General features: G+C 71.4%; 13 protein-coding genes. 8 read left to right on the top strand and 5 right to left on the bottom strand.

The features are described from left to right. Window positions 1-8: 8 nt before the first annotated feature. Window positions 9-1,070: a VanZ family protein gene (locus M1D56_RS01325; RefSeq protein WP_456284434.1), complete on the bottom strand. Its 1,062-nt coding sequence runs from the start codon at window positions 1,068-1,070 to the stop codon at window positions 9-11. Window positions 1,071-1,100: 30 nt separating this feature from the next. Here M1D56_RS01325 and M1D56_RS01320 point away from each other — a divergent pair, with 30 nt between their 5' ends. The 3 genes from M1D56_RS01320 to M1D56_RS01310 all read left to right on the top strand — a co-directional run bounded on the left by M1D56_RS01320 (window position 1,101) and on the right by M1D56_RS01310 (window position 2,915). Further along, window positions 1,101-1,679, top strand: coding sequence for a hypothetical protein (locus M1D56_RS01320; RefSeq protein ID WP_271173419.1), 579 nt, complete (start codon window positions 1,101-1,103; stop codon window positions 1,677-1,679). Beyond that, window positions 1,679-2,533, top strand: coding sequence for an endo alpha-1,4 polygalactosaminidase (locus M1D56_RS01315; RefSeq protein WP_456284433.1), 855 nt, complete (start codon window positions 1,679-1,681; stop codon window positions 2,531-2,533). The genes M1D56_RS01320 and M1D56_RS01315 overlap by 1 nt, the downstream gene beginning before the upstream one ends. A 115-nt stretch (window positions 2,534-2,648) precedes the next feature. After that, window positions 2,649-2,915 carry a GlsB/YeaQ/YmgE family stress response membrane protein gene (locus M1D56_RS01310; RefSeq protein ID WP_271173417.1) on the top strand — a complete coding sequence of 89 codons (267 nt, stop codon included), beginning with the start codon at window positions 2,649-2,651 and terminating at the stop codon, window positions 2,913-2,915. Between the two features lie 87 nt (window positions 2,916-3,002). On the opposite strand, the gene M1D56_RS01305 is transcribed toward M1D56_RS01310, so the two are convergent. Then, window positions 3,003-4,232, bottom strand: a complete 1,230-nt coding sequence (locus M1D56_RS01305) for an ROK family protein (protein ID WP_456284432.1) — start codon at window positions 4,230-4,232, stop codon at window positions 3,003-3,005. A gap of 117 nt (window positions 4,233-4,349) precedes the next feature. Here M1D56_RS01305 and M1D56_RS01300 point away from each other — a divergent pair, with 117 nt between their 5' ends. The 5 genes from M1D56_RS01300 (at window position 4,350) to M1D56_RS01280 (ending at window position 10,950) form a co-directional block, all read left to right on the top strand. Then, window positions 4,350-5,648, top strand: a complete 1,299-nt coding sequence (locus M1D56_RS01300; RefSeq protein WP_456284431.1) for an ABC transporter substrate-binding protein — start codon at window positions 4,350-4,352, stop codon at window positions 5,646-5,648. Continuing rightward, window positions 5,645-6,556 carry a carbohydrate ABC transporter permease gene (locus M1D56_RS01295; RefSeq protein WP_271173414.1) on the top strand — a complete coding sequence of 304 codons (912 nt, stop codon included), beginning with the start codon at window positions 5,645-5,647 and terminating at the stop codon, window positions 6,554-6,556. Before M1D56_RS01300 ends, M1D56_RS01295 begins: the two co-directional genes overlap by 4 nt. Next, window positions 6,556-7,455 carry a carbohydrate ABC transporter permease gene (locus M1D56_RS01290; protein WP_416383279.1) on the top strand — a complete coding sequence of 300 codons (900 nt, stop codon included), beginning with the start codon at window positions 6,556-6,558 and terminating at the stop codon, window positions 7,453-7,455. The genes M1D56_RS01295 and M1D56_RS01290 overlap by 1 nt, the downstream gene beginning before the upstream one ends. 77 nt (window positions 7,456-7,532) lie before the next feature. Beyond that, window positions 7,533-9,206 carry a glycoside hydrolase family 13 protein gene (locus M1D56_RS01285; protein WP_456284430.1) on the top strand — a complete coding sequence of 558 codons (1,674 nt, stop codon included), beginning with the start codon at window positions 7,533-7,535 and terminating at the stop codon, window positions 9,204-9,206. 58 nt (window positions 9,207-9,264) lie between these two features. Next, window positions 9,265-10,950, top strand: coding sequence for a glycoside hydrolase family 13 protein (locus M1D56_RS01280; RefSeq protein WP_271173412.1), 1,686 nt, complete (start codon window positions 9,265-9,267; stop codon window positions 10,948-10,950). 369 nt (window positions 10,951-11,319) lie between these two features. On the opposite strand, the gene glgB is transcribed toward M1D56_RS01280, so the two are convergent. The 3 genes from glgB to M1D56_RS01265 all read right to left on the bottom strand — a co-directional run bounded on the left by glgB (window position 11,320) and on the right by M1D56_RS01265 (window position 17,010). Beyond that, the gene (glgB, locus tag M1D56_RS01275) at window positions 11,320-13,542 is read right to left on the bottom strand and encodes a 1,4-alpha-glucan branching protein GlgB (RefSeq protein ID WP_456284429.1); all 2,223 of its coding nucleotides are present in this window, start codon (window positions 13,540-13,542) and stop codon (window positions 11,320-11,322) included. Further along, window positions 13,539-15,569, bottom strand: a complete 2,031-nt coding sequence (locus M1D56_RS01270) for a maltotransferase domain-containing protein (RefSeq protein WP_456284428.1) — start codon at window positions 15,567-15,569, stop codon at window positions 13,539-13,541. The genes glgB and M1D56_RS01270 overlap by 4 nt, the downstream gene beginning before the upstream one ends. Window positions 15,570-15,663: 94 nt before the next feature. Then, window positions 15,664-17,010 (bottom strand): four-carbon acid sugar kinase family protein, encoded by a 1,347-nt coding sequence (locus tag M1D56_RS01265; RefSeq protein ID WP_456284427.1) that lies wholly within the window; start codon window positions 17,008-17,010, stop codon window positions 15,664-15,666. Window positions 17,011-17,017 lie beyond the last annotated feature (7 nt).

Below are 17,017 nucleotides of genomic sequence, written 5' to 3'. Positions count from 1 at the left end.
GGGGCCGCCTAGACCCGAGCCCCTGCGCGCGCATCCACCGGGCGCATCCTGGAGACGACGCCCGGCAGTCCGCCGCGCTCGGTCGCGATGACGAGCGCGACGATGCTCGCCACGGCGAACAGCGCGTCGAGCGGCGACGTCAGCATGCCGAGGAGCTGCCAGCCGCCGATGCCCGCGAGATAGCGCAGCGCGCGGGCCGCCGGCGCGGGCCCGACCCCGCCCTCCCACCGGACGAGGACGGCGTGGTCGCCCACCGTGCCGCCCGTCACGAGGACGACCGCCCCCAGGAGGACGAAGGGCACGGCGGTCGCCGCGGCGTTCGGGGCGGCGGGATCCAGCTGCGCAGCCGGGACGCCGACGACGTAGAGCTGCCACGCGTTCACGGCGATGCCCGCCGCACCGCCGGTCAGCGCGACCGCGAGCGCGTCGCACAGCATGCCGAGCAGGCGCCGCCAGATCGTCACCGGGCGCGGGGCGTCCGCCACAGGCCGTGCATCGCGGCGGGCGAGCAGCGGCCGCACGGCGAGCGACAGGGCGCCGCCGAGCAGGGCTCCCGCGGTGTTGGCGAGCAGGTCGTCGACGTCGAACAGACGGTACCCGCAGGGGTAGATGCCCCAGACGCCCGTGACCTGGGTCGTCTCGATCGCGAGCGACAGCCCGAACCCGACGAGCGTCGAGACGAGCACGCCGCGCCGCCAGATGAGGCGCAGGAAGAACCCCAGCGGCACGAACAGGAGCACGTTGAGCGCGACCTGCATGACCGCGGGATTGTGCCGCAGGGCGGAGAGCGAGCCGACCGGGTAGTCGAGTATGTCGTCGACGAACTGGAACGGCCGCAGCTGCGGCGCCGCGCAGCGGATCGCGTCGGGGTCGGGGAGCGGAAGCAGCGTGTACGTCCACAGCGCGAGGCCGTAGACGAGGAAGGCGCCCCACAGCAGCAGCTGCCGGAGGGTGAGCCGGCCCTCCCGCCGATACTGCACGGCGACGAACGGCACGAACAGCAGCACCGCGAACACCGCCCCGAGCAGGACGGCGACGACAGCGGGGAGCACCTGACCGTTCACAGGCATCCACGCTATCCGAGCCCCTACCCTGGACCCATGACGCGCCTGCTCGCCGACGCCGACTCGACCCGCTGGGTGCCCGTGACCGGGCGCGGACTCCGCGGCGGCCGCCACCGGAAGGCGGCCATCCGCATGCTCCTCGGGAGCGCCGGCCTCCCGCAGGGCGCTCCCGGGTCGGGATTCCTCGCCTGGATCGCCAATCGCGCGGCGCGCGCGATGATGCGCCGATCGGATGGCCGCATCCTCGCGTGGGTCTGGAAGGACGACCCCGAGCTCCTCGTCGCGATCGCCCAGGTCCAGGAGCTCACGGCGCAGCTGCGGACCGCCCGCGCCATGATGCCGATCGAGTACGACGACACCGAGGACTTCCGGTCGCCGTTCCTCGGGCAGGGCGAGAAGCTCGTCATCGACATGCCGCAGGGCGAGCGCTCCCTCCTCTCGGCGACCTACACGTGGGACACCGGCACGCAGCTCGTGACGCTGCAGGCGGCATCGCCCGACCGCGAGCGCTTCCGCACGCTGCTGCCGGCGATCGAGGACCTCGCGCGGACCATCCGCCTCTCGGACGACCTCGAGGTCGGCGAGTCGAACATCCTCCGGCTCCCGCCCGCCTGATGCGGCGGATCCGCGGAGCCGCCGCGCTGCTCGCGGCCGCCGCGCTCGTCGCGGGATGCGCGGCGGCCGACGACGGCATCCGCCTTCCCCCTCCGGACGGCGTGCTCGACTACCAGCTCGGCGGCGCGTACGCGCCCGCCCCGGAGGTGACGATCGTCGTGCGCGACCGCATCGAGGCGCCCGCGGACGGGGCCTACGGCGTCTGCTACGTCAACCTCTTCCAGACCCAGCCGGACCCCGCGTCGGGGCCCGACCCCGCCCTCGAGGGGACGACCGCGTGGTGGGACGCCGTTCACCCCGAGCTGCTGCTGCGCGATGCGGACGGCGCTCTCGTGGTCGACGAGGAGTGGAACGAGGCCCTGTTCGACATCCGGACCGCCGCCACGCGCGAGGCGCTGCTCCAGATCCAGTCGGCGTGGCTGCGCGGGTGCGCCGACGACGGCTACGACGCCGTGGAGCCCGACAACCTCGATCAGCACGAGCGCTCGCACGGGCTGCAGACCCTCGACCACGCGCTCGCCTACATGGCGGAGATCGTTCCCCTCGCGCACCGGCTCGGGCTGGCCGTCGCGCAGAAGAACACCGCCGAGCTCGGGGCGTCCGGCCCTGAGCTCGGCTTCGACTTCGCCGTCGCCGAGGAGTGCGAGCTCCACGACGAGTGCGCCGACTACCGCTACCCGGGCCGCGTGCTCGAGATCGAGTACGACGACACGGGCGCCGTCGAGCGCGACGGCATCACGCGGACCGCGTTCGAATGGGCGTGCGCCCGTCGCGCGGGCGACCATCCGATCACCCTCCGCGACCGCGACGCGACCCCGCGCGGCGACCCCGCGCACGTGTTCGCGCACTGCTGAGGCCCGGTTACCGCCGCCGAGTCATCGCTGTCAAGCCCATGCGCCGCTGCCGCCGTCGCCCCTAGGTTTGCATCAGCGGCGCACATCCGCGCACCGCTTTGAGAAGGGAGCAGTCATGGGCTTCATCGCATTCCTCATCCTCGGCCTCATCGCCGGAGCCATCGCGAAGGCCATCCTGCCGGGCAACCAGGGCGGCGGCTGGATCGCCACCCTCATCCTCGGCGTGGTCGGAGCCTTGCTCGGCGGATGGATCGGAACGGCCCTCTTCGGAGTGGGAGTCGACCAGTTCTGGGATCTCGGCAGCTGGCTGCTCGCGATCGGCGGAGCGATCATCGTCCTCCTCATCTGGGGACTCATCACGGGTCGACGCAAGACGAACTGAGTGTGAGCGTGCACGGCATGTGAGCGTGCCGGGAATCGAGCGGCACAGGTGGCCGGCGCGTCGGGGGATGCGCCGGCCATCGCCGTGTCAGCGGCGCGGCACGAAGGCGAGCGGCTCCTCGCGGATGCGGGCGCGAGCCGACTCGACCGCGCCGCGGACGACGATGTCGCGCCCCAGGGTGCTCGCGACGAGCTCGGGCACGGGCGGGTAGAACTCCTCCGCGAGCACCGTCCGCGCACGCGCGAGGACCGGCTCGATCGCCTCCGCGATCGCGCCGGCGATCACGACCCGCTCGATGTCGAGGAGACTCGCGAGGACGAGCGCGACCCGCGCGATGCGGTCGCCGAGCCGATCGAGGATGCCGGCGGCGAGCGCGTCGCCGTCGGCGGCGGCGCGGAAGACGTCGCGCGCCGTGATCTCGTCGACGGGCAGCTCGGCCAGGGCGCTCCGCTCACCGTGCGCGACGGCGTCCTGCGCCCACATGCGGGCGAGCGCGCCGACGCCGTCGGGGCTCCCCGCTCCCTCCACGATGTCGAGGAAGCGCATCTCGCCCGCTCCGCCGCGCGCTCCGCGCAGCAGCCGGCCGTCGACGATGACGCCCGCGCCGAGGCGCTCCCCCGAGAGCAGCGTCGCGACGTTCGCCGTGTGGGCCTGACCGTCGTGGCTCTGCTCGGCGACCGCCGCGAGGTTGGCGTCGTTCTCGACGACCACGGACGGGCCGGGGAGCGCGTCCGCGAAGCCCGGGTTCATCGTCTTCCAGTAGTCCCGATCTCCCGCGGGCGAGCGCCCGTCGGCGTCGACGGGCGCCGGAACGCCGACGACGACGACGAGCAGATCGTCACGCCGGGCCCCCGCCGCCGCGAGGGCCTCGTCGAGCAGGCGCACGGAGAGCGCGCGGCGCTCGTCCGCCGCCTCGGCGCGACTGCGCTCGGCCGCGGTACCGGGGCGGCGGTCGACGGCGGGCGCGTCGGCGCCGACCTCGCCGAGCACCTTCCCGCGGAGGTCGGCGACGATGGCGGTGAAGCGGTGCTCGCCCGCGTCGATGCCGGCGACGACCCCCGCCTCGTCGCGCAGACGGTAGCGCCGTGCCGGACGCCCCTTGCTCGTCAGGCCGGCGGCGCGGCTGTCCTCGAGCTCGACGAGCCATCCGGCCTCGACGAGGTCGTCGCACACGCCGAGCACCGTCGCGCGGGTGAGCGAGGTCTCCGCCATCACCTCGGCCGCCGTGAACTCCGCGACGCGCAGGGCGAAGCGCACCACCGCGCCGGAGTTCATCCGACGCAGCACCTGGGGCGAGTTCGCCGTGCCGTGAGCCATGTTCTCGACCTTACTGGGGGTCTTGACGCCGCCCGACTGGCGGTGAGAGAGTGTCCCCGTTATATTCGCAGTCTAGATTTACTCGCTGAATAAATCGAGACGCAGGAGAGGACGACGATGTCTTTGGGACTGAGAAGAGCGACGAGGGTCGCCGCGGCCGGGATCGGCGTCGCCGTGACCGCGTCGCTGCTCGCCGGCTGCTCCGCCGGCGGACGGGAGACCGTCCACTTCACGTTCAGCAAGCGCGAGGCGATCTCGTTCATGACCGAGGTGGTCGACGAGTTCAACGCGTCGCAGGACGAGTACGAGGTGGTCATGGACACGTCGGGCCCCGACGTCATCGCGGCGAGCTTCGTCCGCGGCAATCCGCCCGACCTCATGCTCGCGAACTACAACCAGGAGGTCGCGCGCTTCGTGCAGCGCTGCGCGCTCACGGACCTGTCCGAGACCGACGCGGCCGCCGACATCCGCCCCGAGATGCAGCCCCTCCTCGACCAGTACGGCGTCTGCGAGGGCCGCACGACCGCGCTCCCGTACTCGGTGATGGCCGCATCGGTCATCTACAACAAGGAGATCTTCGCGGAGCACGACCTCGAGGTCCCGCAGACGTGGAGCGAGCTCATCGAGGTCTGCGACACCCTGCAGGCCGCGGGCGTCGCGCCGTTCTACGCGACGTTCGCGGATGCCTGGACGGCGAACCAGGGATGGTTCGACTACGCGATCGGCGGATCCCTCGACGTGCTCGACTTCTACGACCAGCTCGCCGCGCAGGGCACCGACGTCGGCCCGGATTCGCCGGTGTCCTTCCAGAAGGACTTCCTCGAGCCGATCGAGAAGATGCAGCTCCTCGCGAGCACCTACACGCAGCCGAACGCGAGCAGCCGCGGCTACGACGCGGGCAACGTCGCCTTCGCGAACGGCGAGGGCGCGATGTACCTGCAGGGGCCGTGGGCCTTCAGCGAGATCGCGAAGACGAACCCCGACCTCGAGCTGGGCACCTTCCCGCTCCCGATGACCGAGGACCCGGCCGACCTCAAGGTGCGCGTCAACATGGACCTCGTCACGATGATCCCCGAGGAGGCGGAGAACAAGGAGGGCGCGTTCGCGTTCCTCGAGCACCTCTTCCAGCCCGAGCTCATCCAGGAGTACAACGAGTCGCAGCTCGGCTTCGTGCCGACGACGACCGGCGACGACCCGAGCGACCCCCGCGTCGAGGGGATGATCGGCTACTACAACGAGGGCGCGGTCTACCAGGGCCCCGGCGTCCTGAACCCGCGGGCCATCCCGACCGAGAACTACGCGCAGTCGCTCGTCCTCGGCGCGGACGCCTCCTCGGTCCTGCAGACCATGGACGCCGACTGGGCCCGCCTCGCCTTCCGCCAGCCGGCGGTCTCGACCGAGGAGACGGCAGAATGAGCACCACCACGACGATCGTGACCGGCGGCGACCGCCGCGTGCGCCGCAGCCGCAAGCGGGTCGAGCCGATCTACTACCTCTTCCTGCTGCCGTCGCTGCTGCTGTTCACGCTCGCGATCACGCTTCCCGGCGTCATCGGCATCGTCTTCAGCTTCACCGACTCCATCGGCCTCGGCGACTGGAAGTTCATCGGCTTCACCAACTACATCGCGGCCTTCAGCGACCCGGCCATCCTCTCGAGCTTCCTGTTCACCTTCGGGTTCTCGCTCGTGACGGTCGTCGTCGTGAACGTGATCGCGTTCCTCCTCGCGGTGGGGCTCACGGCGCGCATCCGCTTCAAGATGGGGCTCCGCGCGATCTTCGTCATCCCGATGGTCGTGTCGGGCATCATCATCGCGTACGTCTTCCAGTTCCTCTTCCAGAACTCCCTCCCCGGCGCCGGCGCCGCGCTCGGCATCCCGTTCCTCGAGGAGAGCATCCTCGCGAACCCCGACCTCGCCTGGCTCGGCATCGTCATCGTGACCGCGTGGCAGTCGATCCCCGGCACGCTCCTCATCTACATCGCGGGACTCCTGTCGATCCCCGGCGAGGTCTACGAGGCCGCCGACATCGACGGCGCGTCCAAGCCGCAGCAGCTGCTGCGGATCACGCTCCCCCTCGTCGCGGGCTACGTCGTCATCAACGTCATCCTCGGCTTCAAGAACTTCCTGAACTCGTACGACATCGTGGTCGGCCTCACGAACGGCGGCCCCGGCACCTCCACCCGCACGATCGCGATGACGATCATCCGCGGCTTCCAGACGGGCGACTACGCCTACCAGATGGCGACAGCGACGCTGTTCTTCATCATCACCGTCATCATCGCCGTCCTGCAGCTGTCGGTGACGCGCGGAAGGAGCGCACTCTGATGTCCACGCACACCGCCCCCACCGGCAGCACGAGAGCCATCGTCACGAGCGCCGCCGGCAAGGCCCCGCGCTTCCGCATGGAGCGCGTGAACTGGTCGGCCACCGTCATCCTGTTCCTGTGCGCGATCACCGTGCTCCTGCCCCTCTACGTCACCGTCTCGATGGCGTTCAAGACGAGCTCGCAGGCGGTCGACGGCAACGCGTTCTCGCTGCCGATGCCGTTCAGCATCCAGGGGTTCATCGACGCCTGGCAGCTCACGAAGTTCCCGGTCGGCTTCGCGATGTCGCTCATCGTGACCGCGGGCACCGTCGTCGCGACGATCATCCTCGCGGCGTTCGCGTCGTACGCGATCGTCCGCAACTGGGATCGCAAGCTGTTCCGCTGGTCGTTCTTCTACCTGCTCGCGGCCATGTTCATCCCGTTCCCCGTCGTCGCCCTCCCGCAGATCCAGCTCACGGGCCGGGTCGGCCTCGACAACCCGCTCGGGGTCATCCTGCTCGCGACGATGTTCCAGCTGAGCTTCAGCGTGCTGCTGTTCACCGCGTTCCTGCGGTCGATCCCGCTCGAGCTCGAGGAGAGCGCGCGCATCGACGGCGCCTCGACGTGGCAGACGTTCTGGAAGCTCATCTTCCCGCTCCTCGCCCCGATGAGCGCCACGGTCGGCATCTTCGCGTTCCTCTACGCATGGAACGACTTCATGATGCCGTCGCTCATCATCTCCGACGCGAACCTGCAGACGCTGCCCGTTCGCCAGAACCTGTTCCAGACGCAGTTCAGCAGCAACTACAACGTCGCGTTCGCGTCGTACCTCATGGCGATGGCGCCCGCGATCATCGCCTACCTGTTCGCGCAGCGCTGGGTCATGGAGGGCGTCACGCAGGGCGCCGTCAAGGGCTGAGCGCCGAACCGTCCACGGGCGGATGAGCGGGCCGCGCCCGCTCATCCGCCCCTTGCTCCCAGGGGGGATCCCACGTCATGTCAGAGCAGATCGCGCCCGCCGGCGCCGACTGGTGGCGCCAGGCCGCCGTCTACCAGATCTACCCGCGGTCGTTCGCCGACGCGAACGGCGACGGGATCGGCGACCTCCGCGGCATCGTCTCGCGCGTGCCGTATCTCCGCGCGCTCGGGGTCGACGCCGTGTGGCTGAGCCCGTTCTATCCGTCGGCGCTCGCCGACGGCGGATACGACGTGGCCGACTACCGCGACGTCGACCCGCGCATCGGCACGCTCGCCGAGTTCGACGAGATGGTCGCCGCGCTGCACGAGGCCGGCATCCGCGTCGTCGTCGACATCGTGCCGAACCACTCGTCCGACCAGCACGCGTGGTTCCGCGAGGCCCTGGCCGCGCCGAAGGGCTCGCCTGCGCGCGACCGCTACATCTTCCGCGACGGTCTCGGCGAGAACGGCGAGCTCCCGCCCGCCGACTGGCCGTCGGTGTTCGGCGGATCCGCATGGGAGCCGGTCGGCGACGGCCAGTGGTACCTCCACACGTTCGCGAGGGAGCAGCCCGACTTCAACTGGGACAACGCGGAGGTGCGCGAGGACTTCCTCACGACGCTGCGCTTCTGGTCGGATCGCGGCGTCGACGGCTTCCGCATCGACGTCGCGCACCTGCTCGTGAAGGAGCTCGCCGACCCGCTGCCCTCGCAGGCGGAGCTCGACGCCCTCGACCGCGATTCGGGGCGCCATCCGCTGCTCGACCGCGACGAGGTGCACGAGGTCTATGCGCAGTGGCGCGCGGTCTTCGACGAGTACGACCCGCCGCGCACGGCGGTCGCCGAGGCGTGGGTCGACTCCCCCGCGCGCCGCGCGCGCTACGCCTCCCCCGCCGGCCTCGGCCAGGCGTTCAACTTCGACCTGCTCACGGCCGACTTCGACGCCGGCGCGTTCCGCCGCATCGTGGCCGACAACCTCGCGCAGTCCGCGGCCACGGGCTCGTCGTCGACCTGGGTCCTCTCGAACCACGACGTGACGCGCCACGCGACGCGCTACGGCCTGCCTCCGCTGAACGGACGCCGCGTCAAGCAGGGCGTCGAGTGGATGCTCGCGGGCGCGCCAGCCGACGGCGTCGACCTCGCGCTCGGGCTGCGTCGAGCGCGCGCCGCCACGCTCTTCCTGCTCGCCCTCCCCGGCAGCGCGTACCTCTATCAGGGCGAGGAGCTCGGGCTGCACGAGGTCGGCGACATCCCCGCCGAGCAGCGGCAGGATCCCGCGTACCACCGGTCCGTCGGACAGCCGACCTGGAGCTACGACGGGCTCGGGCGCGACGGATGCCGCGTGCCGCTCCCCTGGGCACGCTCGGGCTCATCGTTCGGGTTCGGCTCCGACGGCGCGCATCTGCCGCAGCCGGCCTGGTTCGGCGACGTCTCCGTCGAGGCGCAGGAGGGCGATCCCGCCTCGACCCTCAGCCTGTACCGCGCGGCCCTGAGACTGCGCCGCGAGCTGCAGTCGGACGAGACGCTCGCATGGCACGATGAGCTCGGACGAGACGATGTGCTCGCCTTCTCCCGCCCCGGCGGGTGGGTGAGCGTGACCAACTTCGGCGACGCTCCCGTCGCCCTTCCCGATGGAGAGGTCGTCCTCGCGAGCGCACCGCTCGACGGCGACCTCCTCCCCGGCGCGGCGACAGCCTGGCTGACCCGCGCATGACCCGCCATCCGCACACCGCACGATCCGCCATCCGCACCGCACTGAGGAGAGACATCCCTTGACCACGCTCACCGCGACATCCGAACCCACCCTCCTCGGCGAGGCCGACTGGTGGCGCCAGGCCGCCGTGTACCAGATCTACCCCCGCTCCTTCGCGGACGCGAACGGCGACGGCATCGGCGACCTGCGCGGCATCATCTCGCGCATCCCGTACCTGCGCGCTCTCGGGATCGATGCGGTGTGGCTCAGCCCGTTCTATCCGTCGGCCCTCGCCGACGGCGGCTACGACGTCGACGACTACCGCGACGTCGACCCGAAGATCGGGACCCTCGAGGAGTTCGACGAGATGGTCCGCGAGCTCCATGCCGCGGGCATCCGCCTCATCGTCGACCTCGTGCCGAACCACTCCTCCGACCGCCACGCGTGGTTCCAGGAGGCGCTGCGCTCGCCCAAGGGGTCGCCCGCGCGCGACCGCTACATCTTCCGCGACGGACGCGGCGAGAACGGCGAGCTGCCGCCCGCCGACTGGGAGAGCATCTTCGGCGGCCCGTCGTGGACGCGCGTCGAGGACGGGCAGTGGTACCTGCACCTCTTCGCGAAGGAGCAGCCCGACCTCAACTGGGACAACGAGGAGGTCCGCGCCGACTTCCGCACGACGCTGCGCTTCTGGGCCGACCGGGGTGTCGACGGGTTCCGCGTCGACGTCGCGCACGGCCTCGCCAAGCACCTCCCCGATGAGCTGCCCTCCAAGGAGGAGATGAAGGCGATCACCGAGCCCGGTCAGCACCCCCTGTGGGACCGCGACGAGGTGCACGACATCTACGCCGACTGGCGGAAGGTCTTCGACGAGTACGACCCGCCGCGCATCGCCGTCGCGGAGGCGTGGGTCGAGACGTCGCGCCGCCCGCGGTACGCGAGCGCCGAGGGGCTCGGCCAGGCGTTCAACTTCGACCTCCTGCAGGCCGACTTCGACGCCGCGCAGTTCCGGACGATCATCGCCGAGAACCTCGCCCTGTCGGCGGCGTCGGGCTCGTCGACGACGTGGGTGTTCTCGAACCACGACGTCGTCCGGCACGCGACCCGCTACGGTCTGCCGACGCCGACCGAGAAGGTCGAGACGTCGGAGATCATGGCCATCCCCAGCAAGGACTGGCTGCTCCGCGGCGCCCCCGAGGAGGAGCTCGACCGCGAGCTCGGCGTGCGCCGTGCACGCGCGGCGACGCTGCTCGAGTTCGCGCTTCCCGGCTCGGCGTACCTGTATCAGGGCGAGGAGCTCGGTCTGCACGAGGTCGGCGACATCCCCGACGAGGCGCGGCAGGACCCGTCGTTCTTCCGCAACAAGGGCGTCGAGGTGGGCCGCGACGGATGCCGCGTGCCGCTGCCCTGGACGACGAGCGGCTCGTCGTTCGGCTTCGGCCCGAACGGCGCGCACCTGCCCCAGCCGGCCTGGTTCGCCGAGGTCTCGGTCGAGGCGCAGGACGACGACCCCGCGTCGACGCTGAACCTCTACCGCGAGGCGCTCCGCCTGCGGCACGAGCTCCAGGCGGCGGAGGCGCTGACGTGGGATGAGAAGCTCACCACGGGCGACGTGCTGGCGTTCTCGCGCCCGGGCGGCTGGACGAGCGTCACGAACTTCGGCGACACCCCGGTTCCGCTGCCTGAGGGCGAGGTGCTCCTCTCGAGCTGGCCGCTCGAGGGCGACGAGCTCCCCGGCGCGACGACCGTCTGGCTCCAGCGCGGCTGACGCCGCCCCACGTGTCTCACTCGTCGCGGGTTCCGCCTCCGGATACCCGCGACGAGTGAGACACGCTCGCGTGGCCGCGGGTGTGCATGTCTCACGACACGCCGGAATACCCCGCCCATACCCACCACGGTTGAGACACGCCCACCACACCTGGCACACCATGTCTCACGACACGCGGGAATACCCCGCCCATACCCACCGCGGTTGAGACACGCCCACCCCGCCGGGCACACCATGTCTCACGCCACGCCGAAATACCCGCGCAAACCCACGCCAACCGAGACACGCCCACCGCGACCGAGACACGCCCGCCCCCGGCAAGACACGTCGCCCCGGACAAGCGCGCCACGCGCCCCCGCCGACGCCGCGTCAGCGCTTGCGCCGGAACCACACCGTCGACAGCGGCGGCAGCACGACCTCCGCGTGCGCGGGCCATCCCTTGTGCTCGCCGGCGACCGCCGTGACCGCGCCGAGGTTGCCCACACCCGAGCCGCCGTAGGCCTCGGCGTCGGTGTTGAGGCACTCCTCCCACTCCCCGTCGCCCGGGAAGCCGAGGCGGTACCCGTGGTGCGGCATGGCCGCGAAGTTCGTCGCCGAGAGGATCTCGTCGTCACCGCTGCGGCGCACGAACGCGAACACGTTCCCCGCCGCATCGTCGGCCTCGACCCACGCGAACGAGCCGGGGTCGGCGTCGGATCGCCAGATCGCGGGCGACTCGCGGTACCGCGCATTGATGTCGCGGAGCGCGTCACGCAGCCCGCGGTGCTCGGGGTGGTCGAGCAGCCACCAGTCGAGCTCGCGCGACTCGGCCCACTCCGCCTCCTGGCCGAACTCCGAGCCCATGAAGAGCATCTGCTTGCCGGGGTGGGCCCACATGAACGCGTAGTACGCGCGCAGCGTCGCGAGCTGGCGCCAGCGGTCGCCGGGCATCTTGCGCAGCAGCGAGCCCTTGCCGTGCACGACCTCGTCGTGCGACAGCGGCAGGACGTAGTTCTCGCTCCACGCGTAGACCAGCGAGAAGGTCATCTCGCCGTGGTGATACGCGCGGTGGATGGGGTCGCGCTGCAGGTACTGCAGCGTGTCGTGCATCCATCCCATGTTCCACTTGAAGCCGAATCCGAGGCCGCCCGCGCTCGTCGGCTGCGTGACGCCGGGCCACGCGGTCGACTCCTCGGCGATCATCGAGATGCCCGGCACGCGCTTGTAGGCGGTCGCGTTCAGCTCCTGCAGGAACTGCACGGCCTCGAGGTTCTCGTGGCCGCCGTGGATGTTCGGGGTCCACTCCCCCGGCTCGCGCGCGTAGTCGAGGTAGAGCATCGATGCCACGCCGTCGACCCGGAGACCGTCGGCGTGGAACTCCTCGAGCCAGTACAGCGCGTTGCCGTAGAGGAAGTTCCGCACCTCGCGGCGCCCGAAGTCGAAGATGTGCGATCCCCACTCCTTGTGCCATCCGCGCTGGGGGTTCGGGTCCTCGTAGAGGGGTGCGCCGTCGAACTGGACGAGCGCCCAGGGGTCGGTCGCGAAGTGGCCGGGCACCCAGTCGAGGATGACCCCGATGCCCGCCTGGTGCAGGCGGTCGATGAGCAGGCGCAGGCCGTCGGGATCGCCGAACCGGCTGTCGGGCGCGTAGTAGCCCGTCACGTGGTAGCCCCACGATCCGCCGAACGGATGCTGCATGACCGGCATGAGCTCGACGTGCGTGAAACCGAGGTCGGAGAGGTACGGCACGAGCTCGTCCGCCAGCTGCGCGTACGACCGGTCGCGGCGCCAGGAGGCGAGGTGCATCTCGTAGATCGACATCGGCGCGTCGACCTGGCCGCGCGACGCGCGCGCCGCCATCCACTCGTCGTCACCCCACTCGTACGCCGAGTCGAACACCCGCGACGCGGTCTGCGGCGGCACCTCGGCCCATGCGGCCATCGGGTCGGCCTTCTCGCGCCACACGCCGTCGGCGCCGAGGATGACGTATTTGTAGGTCGTGCCGCTGCCGACGTCCGGCACGAACAGCTCCCAGATGCCCGAGCTGCCGAGCTGGCGCATCGGGTGCTCGCGGCCATCCCAGCTGTTGAAGTCGGCCTTGAGCCGCACGGCGCGGGCGCGCGGCGCCCAGACCGCGAACGCCGTGCCCGTGACGTCGGGCGCGACGCCCAGGCCGTCGTAGCGATGCACGTGCGCGCCGAGCACGGTCCACAGCTGCTCGTGCCGCCCCTCGCCGATGAGGTGGAGGTCGACCTCGCCGAGCGTCGGCAGGAACCGGTACGGGTCGTCGCGCTCGATCGGCTCCGACCCCTCGTAGGCGACCTCGAGCCGATACGCCGGAACGTCGGCCACGGGCAGCACCCCGGCCCAGACGCCCTCGTGCTCGTGCGCGAGCTCGACCGCGGCCCATCCGTCGGGGTTCTTGCGCGTCGGCGCGGGCAGGCGATAGCGCACCGTGACCCACTTCGCGAGCGGCTTCAGCACCCGGACCGTGACGCCGCCGTCGTGCGGGTGCGGCCCGAGGACGGCGTGCGGATCGCCGTGCTCGCCGTGGGCGATCTGCGCGAGGATCGCCGGATCGATGGGCAGGACGGATGGCGATGACGCGGTCATGACGCTCCCCTCGGGATGTCGGCGGCGGGGCTCGGCGCCGGCTCGGCGTGCGGGTCGCGCACGGCGAGGATGTGGGCCACCTCGTGGCCGGGGTCGAGCCGCACGTACGCGTCGCGCCCCCACGTCCACTCGCTGCCGGTGATCTCGTCGCGGACGGCGAACACCTCGGGGAGGCCGGCCGCCGCGAGGTCGAGGTGGACCATCGTCTCGCGCGTCCCGTGCGGATCGAGGTTGATGACGACGATGACCGTGTCGCCCTGGCGATCGGACTTCGAGAAGCAGAGCACGTGGTCATCGTCCGTCCAGTGGATGACGAGGCTGCGCAGCTGCTGCAGAGCGGGGTGCGCCCGACGGATCTCGTTGAGCCGCGTGAGGTACGGCGCGAGCGTGCGCCCCTCGCGCTCCGCGCCCTCCCAGTCGCGGATGCGGATCTGGTACTTCTCGCTGTCGAGGTACTCCTCGCTGCCGGGCTTGACCGCGACGTGCTCGAAGAGCTCGTAGCCCGCGTACACGCCCCACGAGGGCGAGCCCGTCGCGGCGAGCGCCGCCCGCAGGCGGAACGCCGCGGGGCCGCCGTACTGGAGGAACCCGTGGAGGATGTCGGGGGTGTTCACGAAGAAGTTCGGCCGCATGAGGTGGTCGCTCTCGGTCGCGACCTCGCGCAGGTAGTCCTCGATCTCGCCCTTCGCGGTGCGCCACGTGAAGTACGTGTACGACTGATGGAAGCCGACCGCGCCGAGCGTGTGCATCATCGCGGGGCGTGTGAACGCCTCCGAGAGGAAGAGCACGTCGGGGTCGGTGCGGCGGATCTCGCCGAGGAGCTTCTCCCAGAACTGCACGGTCTTCGTGTGCGGGTTGTCCACGCGGAAGATCCGCACGCCGTGACTCATCCACAGCCGGACGACGCGCAGCACCTCGGCGTAGATGCCGTCGAAGTCGTTGTCGAAGTTGATCGGGTAGATGTCCTGGTACTTCTTGGGCGGGTTCTCCGCGTACGCGATCGACCCGTCGGCCCGCGTCGTGAAGAACTCCGGATGCTCCTTCACCCACGGATGGTCGGGGGCAGCCTGGAGCGCGAGGTCGAGCGCGACCTCGAGGCCGAGCTTGTTCGCCTTCTTCACGAACGCGTCGAAGTCGGCGAAGGTCCCGAGATCGGGGTGGATGGCGTCGTGCCCGCCGTCCTTCGAGCCGATCGCCCACGGCGATCCGACGTCGTCCGGCCCGGGCGTGAGCGTGTTGTTCGGCCCCTTGCGGTTGATCTCGCCGATCGGATGGATGGGCGGCAGATACAGCACGTCGAAGCCCATCGCGGCCACCGCGGGAAGGCGCTTGGCTGCGGTCTTGAACGTTCCGCTGACGACCTTGCCCGTCTTCCTGTCGACCTTCGCGCCCTCGGAGCGGGGGAAGAACTCGTACCAGCTGCCGAACAGCGCGCGCGGACGGTCGGCGTACAGCGGGTAGGGCCCCGCGACCGTCAGCAGGTCGCGAAGCGGATGCGCGCGGAACAGCGCGACGACCTCGTCGCTCGCGAGCTGGGCCATCCGCGCCTCCGCCGGCCGCGACGCATCCGTCGCGGCCTCGAGCGCGCCCTGCAGCACCTCGCGCTCGGCAGCCGACAGCGCCGCCGCGTCGATGCGCTCGAGCAGCAGCCGCCCCTCGAGGAACATGAGGTCGACGTCGACGCCGGCGGCGATCTTCACGCTCGCCGCGTGCTCCCACGTCGCGAGCGGGTCGGACCATCCGTGCACCTCGAAGGTCCACGCGCCCTCGACGTCGGGGGTGACCCACGCCTCGTAGCGGTCGGTGCCCTTCGCGATCTCGCGCATGCGCACCGGCGTGCGCCGCGCGCCATCCGGATCGATCAGCACCACCTCGGCGCCGAGACGGTCATGGCCTTCGCGGAAGACCGTCGCGCGCACGGGAAGGGGCTCGCCCCGAGTCGCCTTCGCCGGCAGCTCGCCGCCCTCGATGAGCGGATGGACGTCGATCACGGGAATGCGTCCGACCATGGCACCCAACCTAGCCATCCGGAGCACCCGGCGACTACCCGCGTTCCCGCGCGTGTCGACGGTGTCCGGAGAGTTCCCGATCGCGTTCGATCGACACGGTAGAGTGCGCCGCTCAGCCCGCGGAGCGGCGGCCGGTCCGCGCGGTCGCCTGCTCGAGGCGGTCGACGACGTGCACGAGGCCGTCGTCGCCGCCGACGTTGCCGGCGAACACGACGTAGGGCAGCCCCGGCGCGCGGCCGTCGACGGGGCGCCACACGGAGACGATGCCGGGCAGCACCGTGCCCACGACCTCGGCGCGGCTCATCCCGAGCGCCTCGGTCGCGACGTCGGACGACGTGATGCCTCCCTTCGCGACGAGGAAGGCGGGCTGCCGGCGCTCGAGCACCTCGCGCACGACGTCGACGACCGCGGCGCTCACCTCGCGGGCGATCGCGAGGCTGCCCTCGGCGTCGTCGCCGCGCCGCAGGGCGCGGCTCGTCCGGAAGACGACCGTGCCGCGCTCGAGCGCCGCGACGATCGCATCGGCGAGGGCGCGACGGTGCGCGGCGTCCGACGGGCGCGCCGCGTCGAGCTCGATGATCGGCAGCTCGCGGTCCGCGAGCAGCCGTTCGAGCTGGCGCGTCGTCATCGCGACGTGCGATCCGACCACCACGAGCCCGCCTGGTGCGCCGCCCTCCGGCGCCGCGAGCTCGTGGTCCGCCACGGGGCTGCTCGCGCGCTGGCCGAGCCGCGCCCGCACGAAAGACGGCCCCGACCGGTAGACGAGCCTCCGGCCATCCGCCTCCGCGCGCTGCACCGCCTCCGCCACGACGCGCAGGTCGTCGTCGTGCTCGGCGTCGACGGCCACGACCCGCCCGTCCTGCGCCTCGTCGAGGATGGCGCGCACGCGATCCGGCCCGCCCTCGCGGATGTCGGACAGGCGGATCTGCGCGACGTCGGATGCGCGCACGCGCCCGCCCGTCTGCTCCTCGACCCAGCGCGGCAGCGCCGACTCGCGGAAGCCGAACGTCGCGTCGCGCGCGAACTCGGTCTCGCCGACGGGCGTGCGCGTGCCGTCGGAGCCGACGACGAGGTGCACGCCGTCGACCGTGATGCGCCCGGCGTCGATGTAGGCGGGGACGAGCAGCACGGCGTCGACGGGCCGCGGCTCGGAGGCCGCGAGCACGTCGGTCTCGAGCGGGAAGTGCCCGCGCAGGGTCGAGTCGCCGCGCGCCATGAACACGGGATCGACGCCGAGCTCGGCCGCGACTCCGCGAACGGCGGCGGCCACGCCGGCCACCCGCTCCGCGGCCTCGGCGGGTCCGAGGCTGCGGGTGTTGGTGAGGATGAAGAACCCCTCCCCGCCCTGACCGAACGCCCACCGCAGATCGTCGGGGTCCGTCCGCGTCAGGACGGGGACGCCGCGGATCGTCTGCGTGCCGGTGGGGTCGTCGTCGAGGACGATGACAGGGCGGGGCATGGGGTCC

The sequence above is a fragment of the Microbacterium sp. JZ101 genome (genome assembly GCF_053903175.1).
The sequence above is the reverse complement of the archived record's forward strand: the minus strand, read 5'-3'. Positions and strand labels throughout refer to the sequence as shown.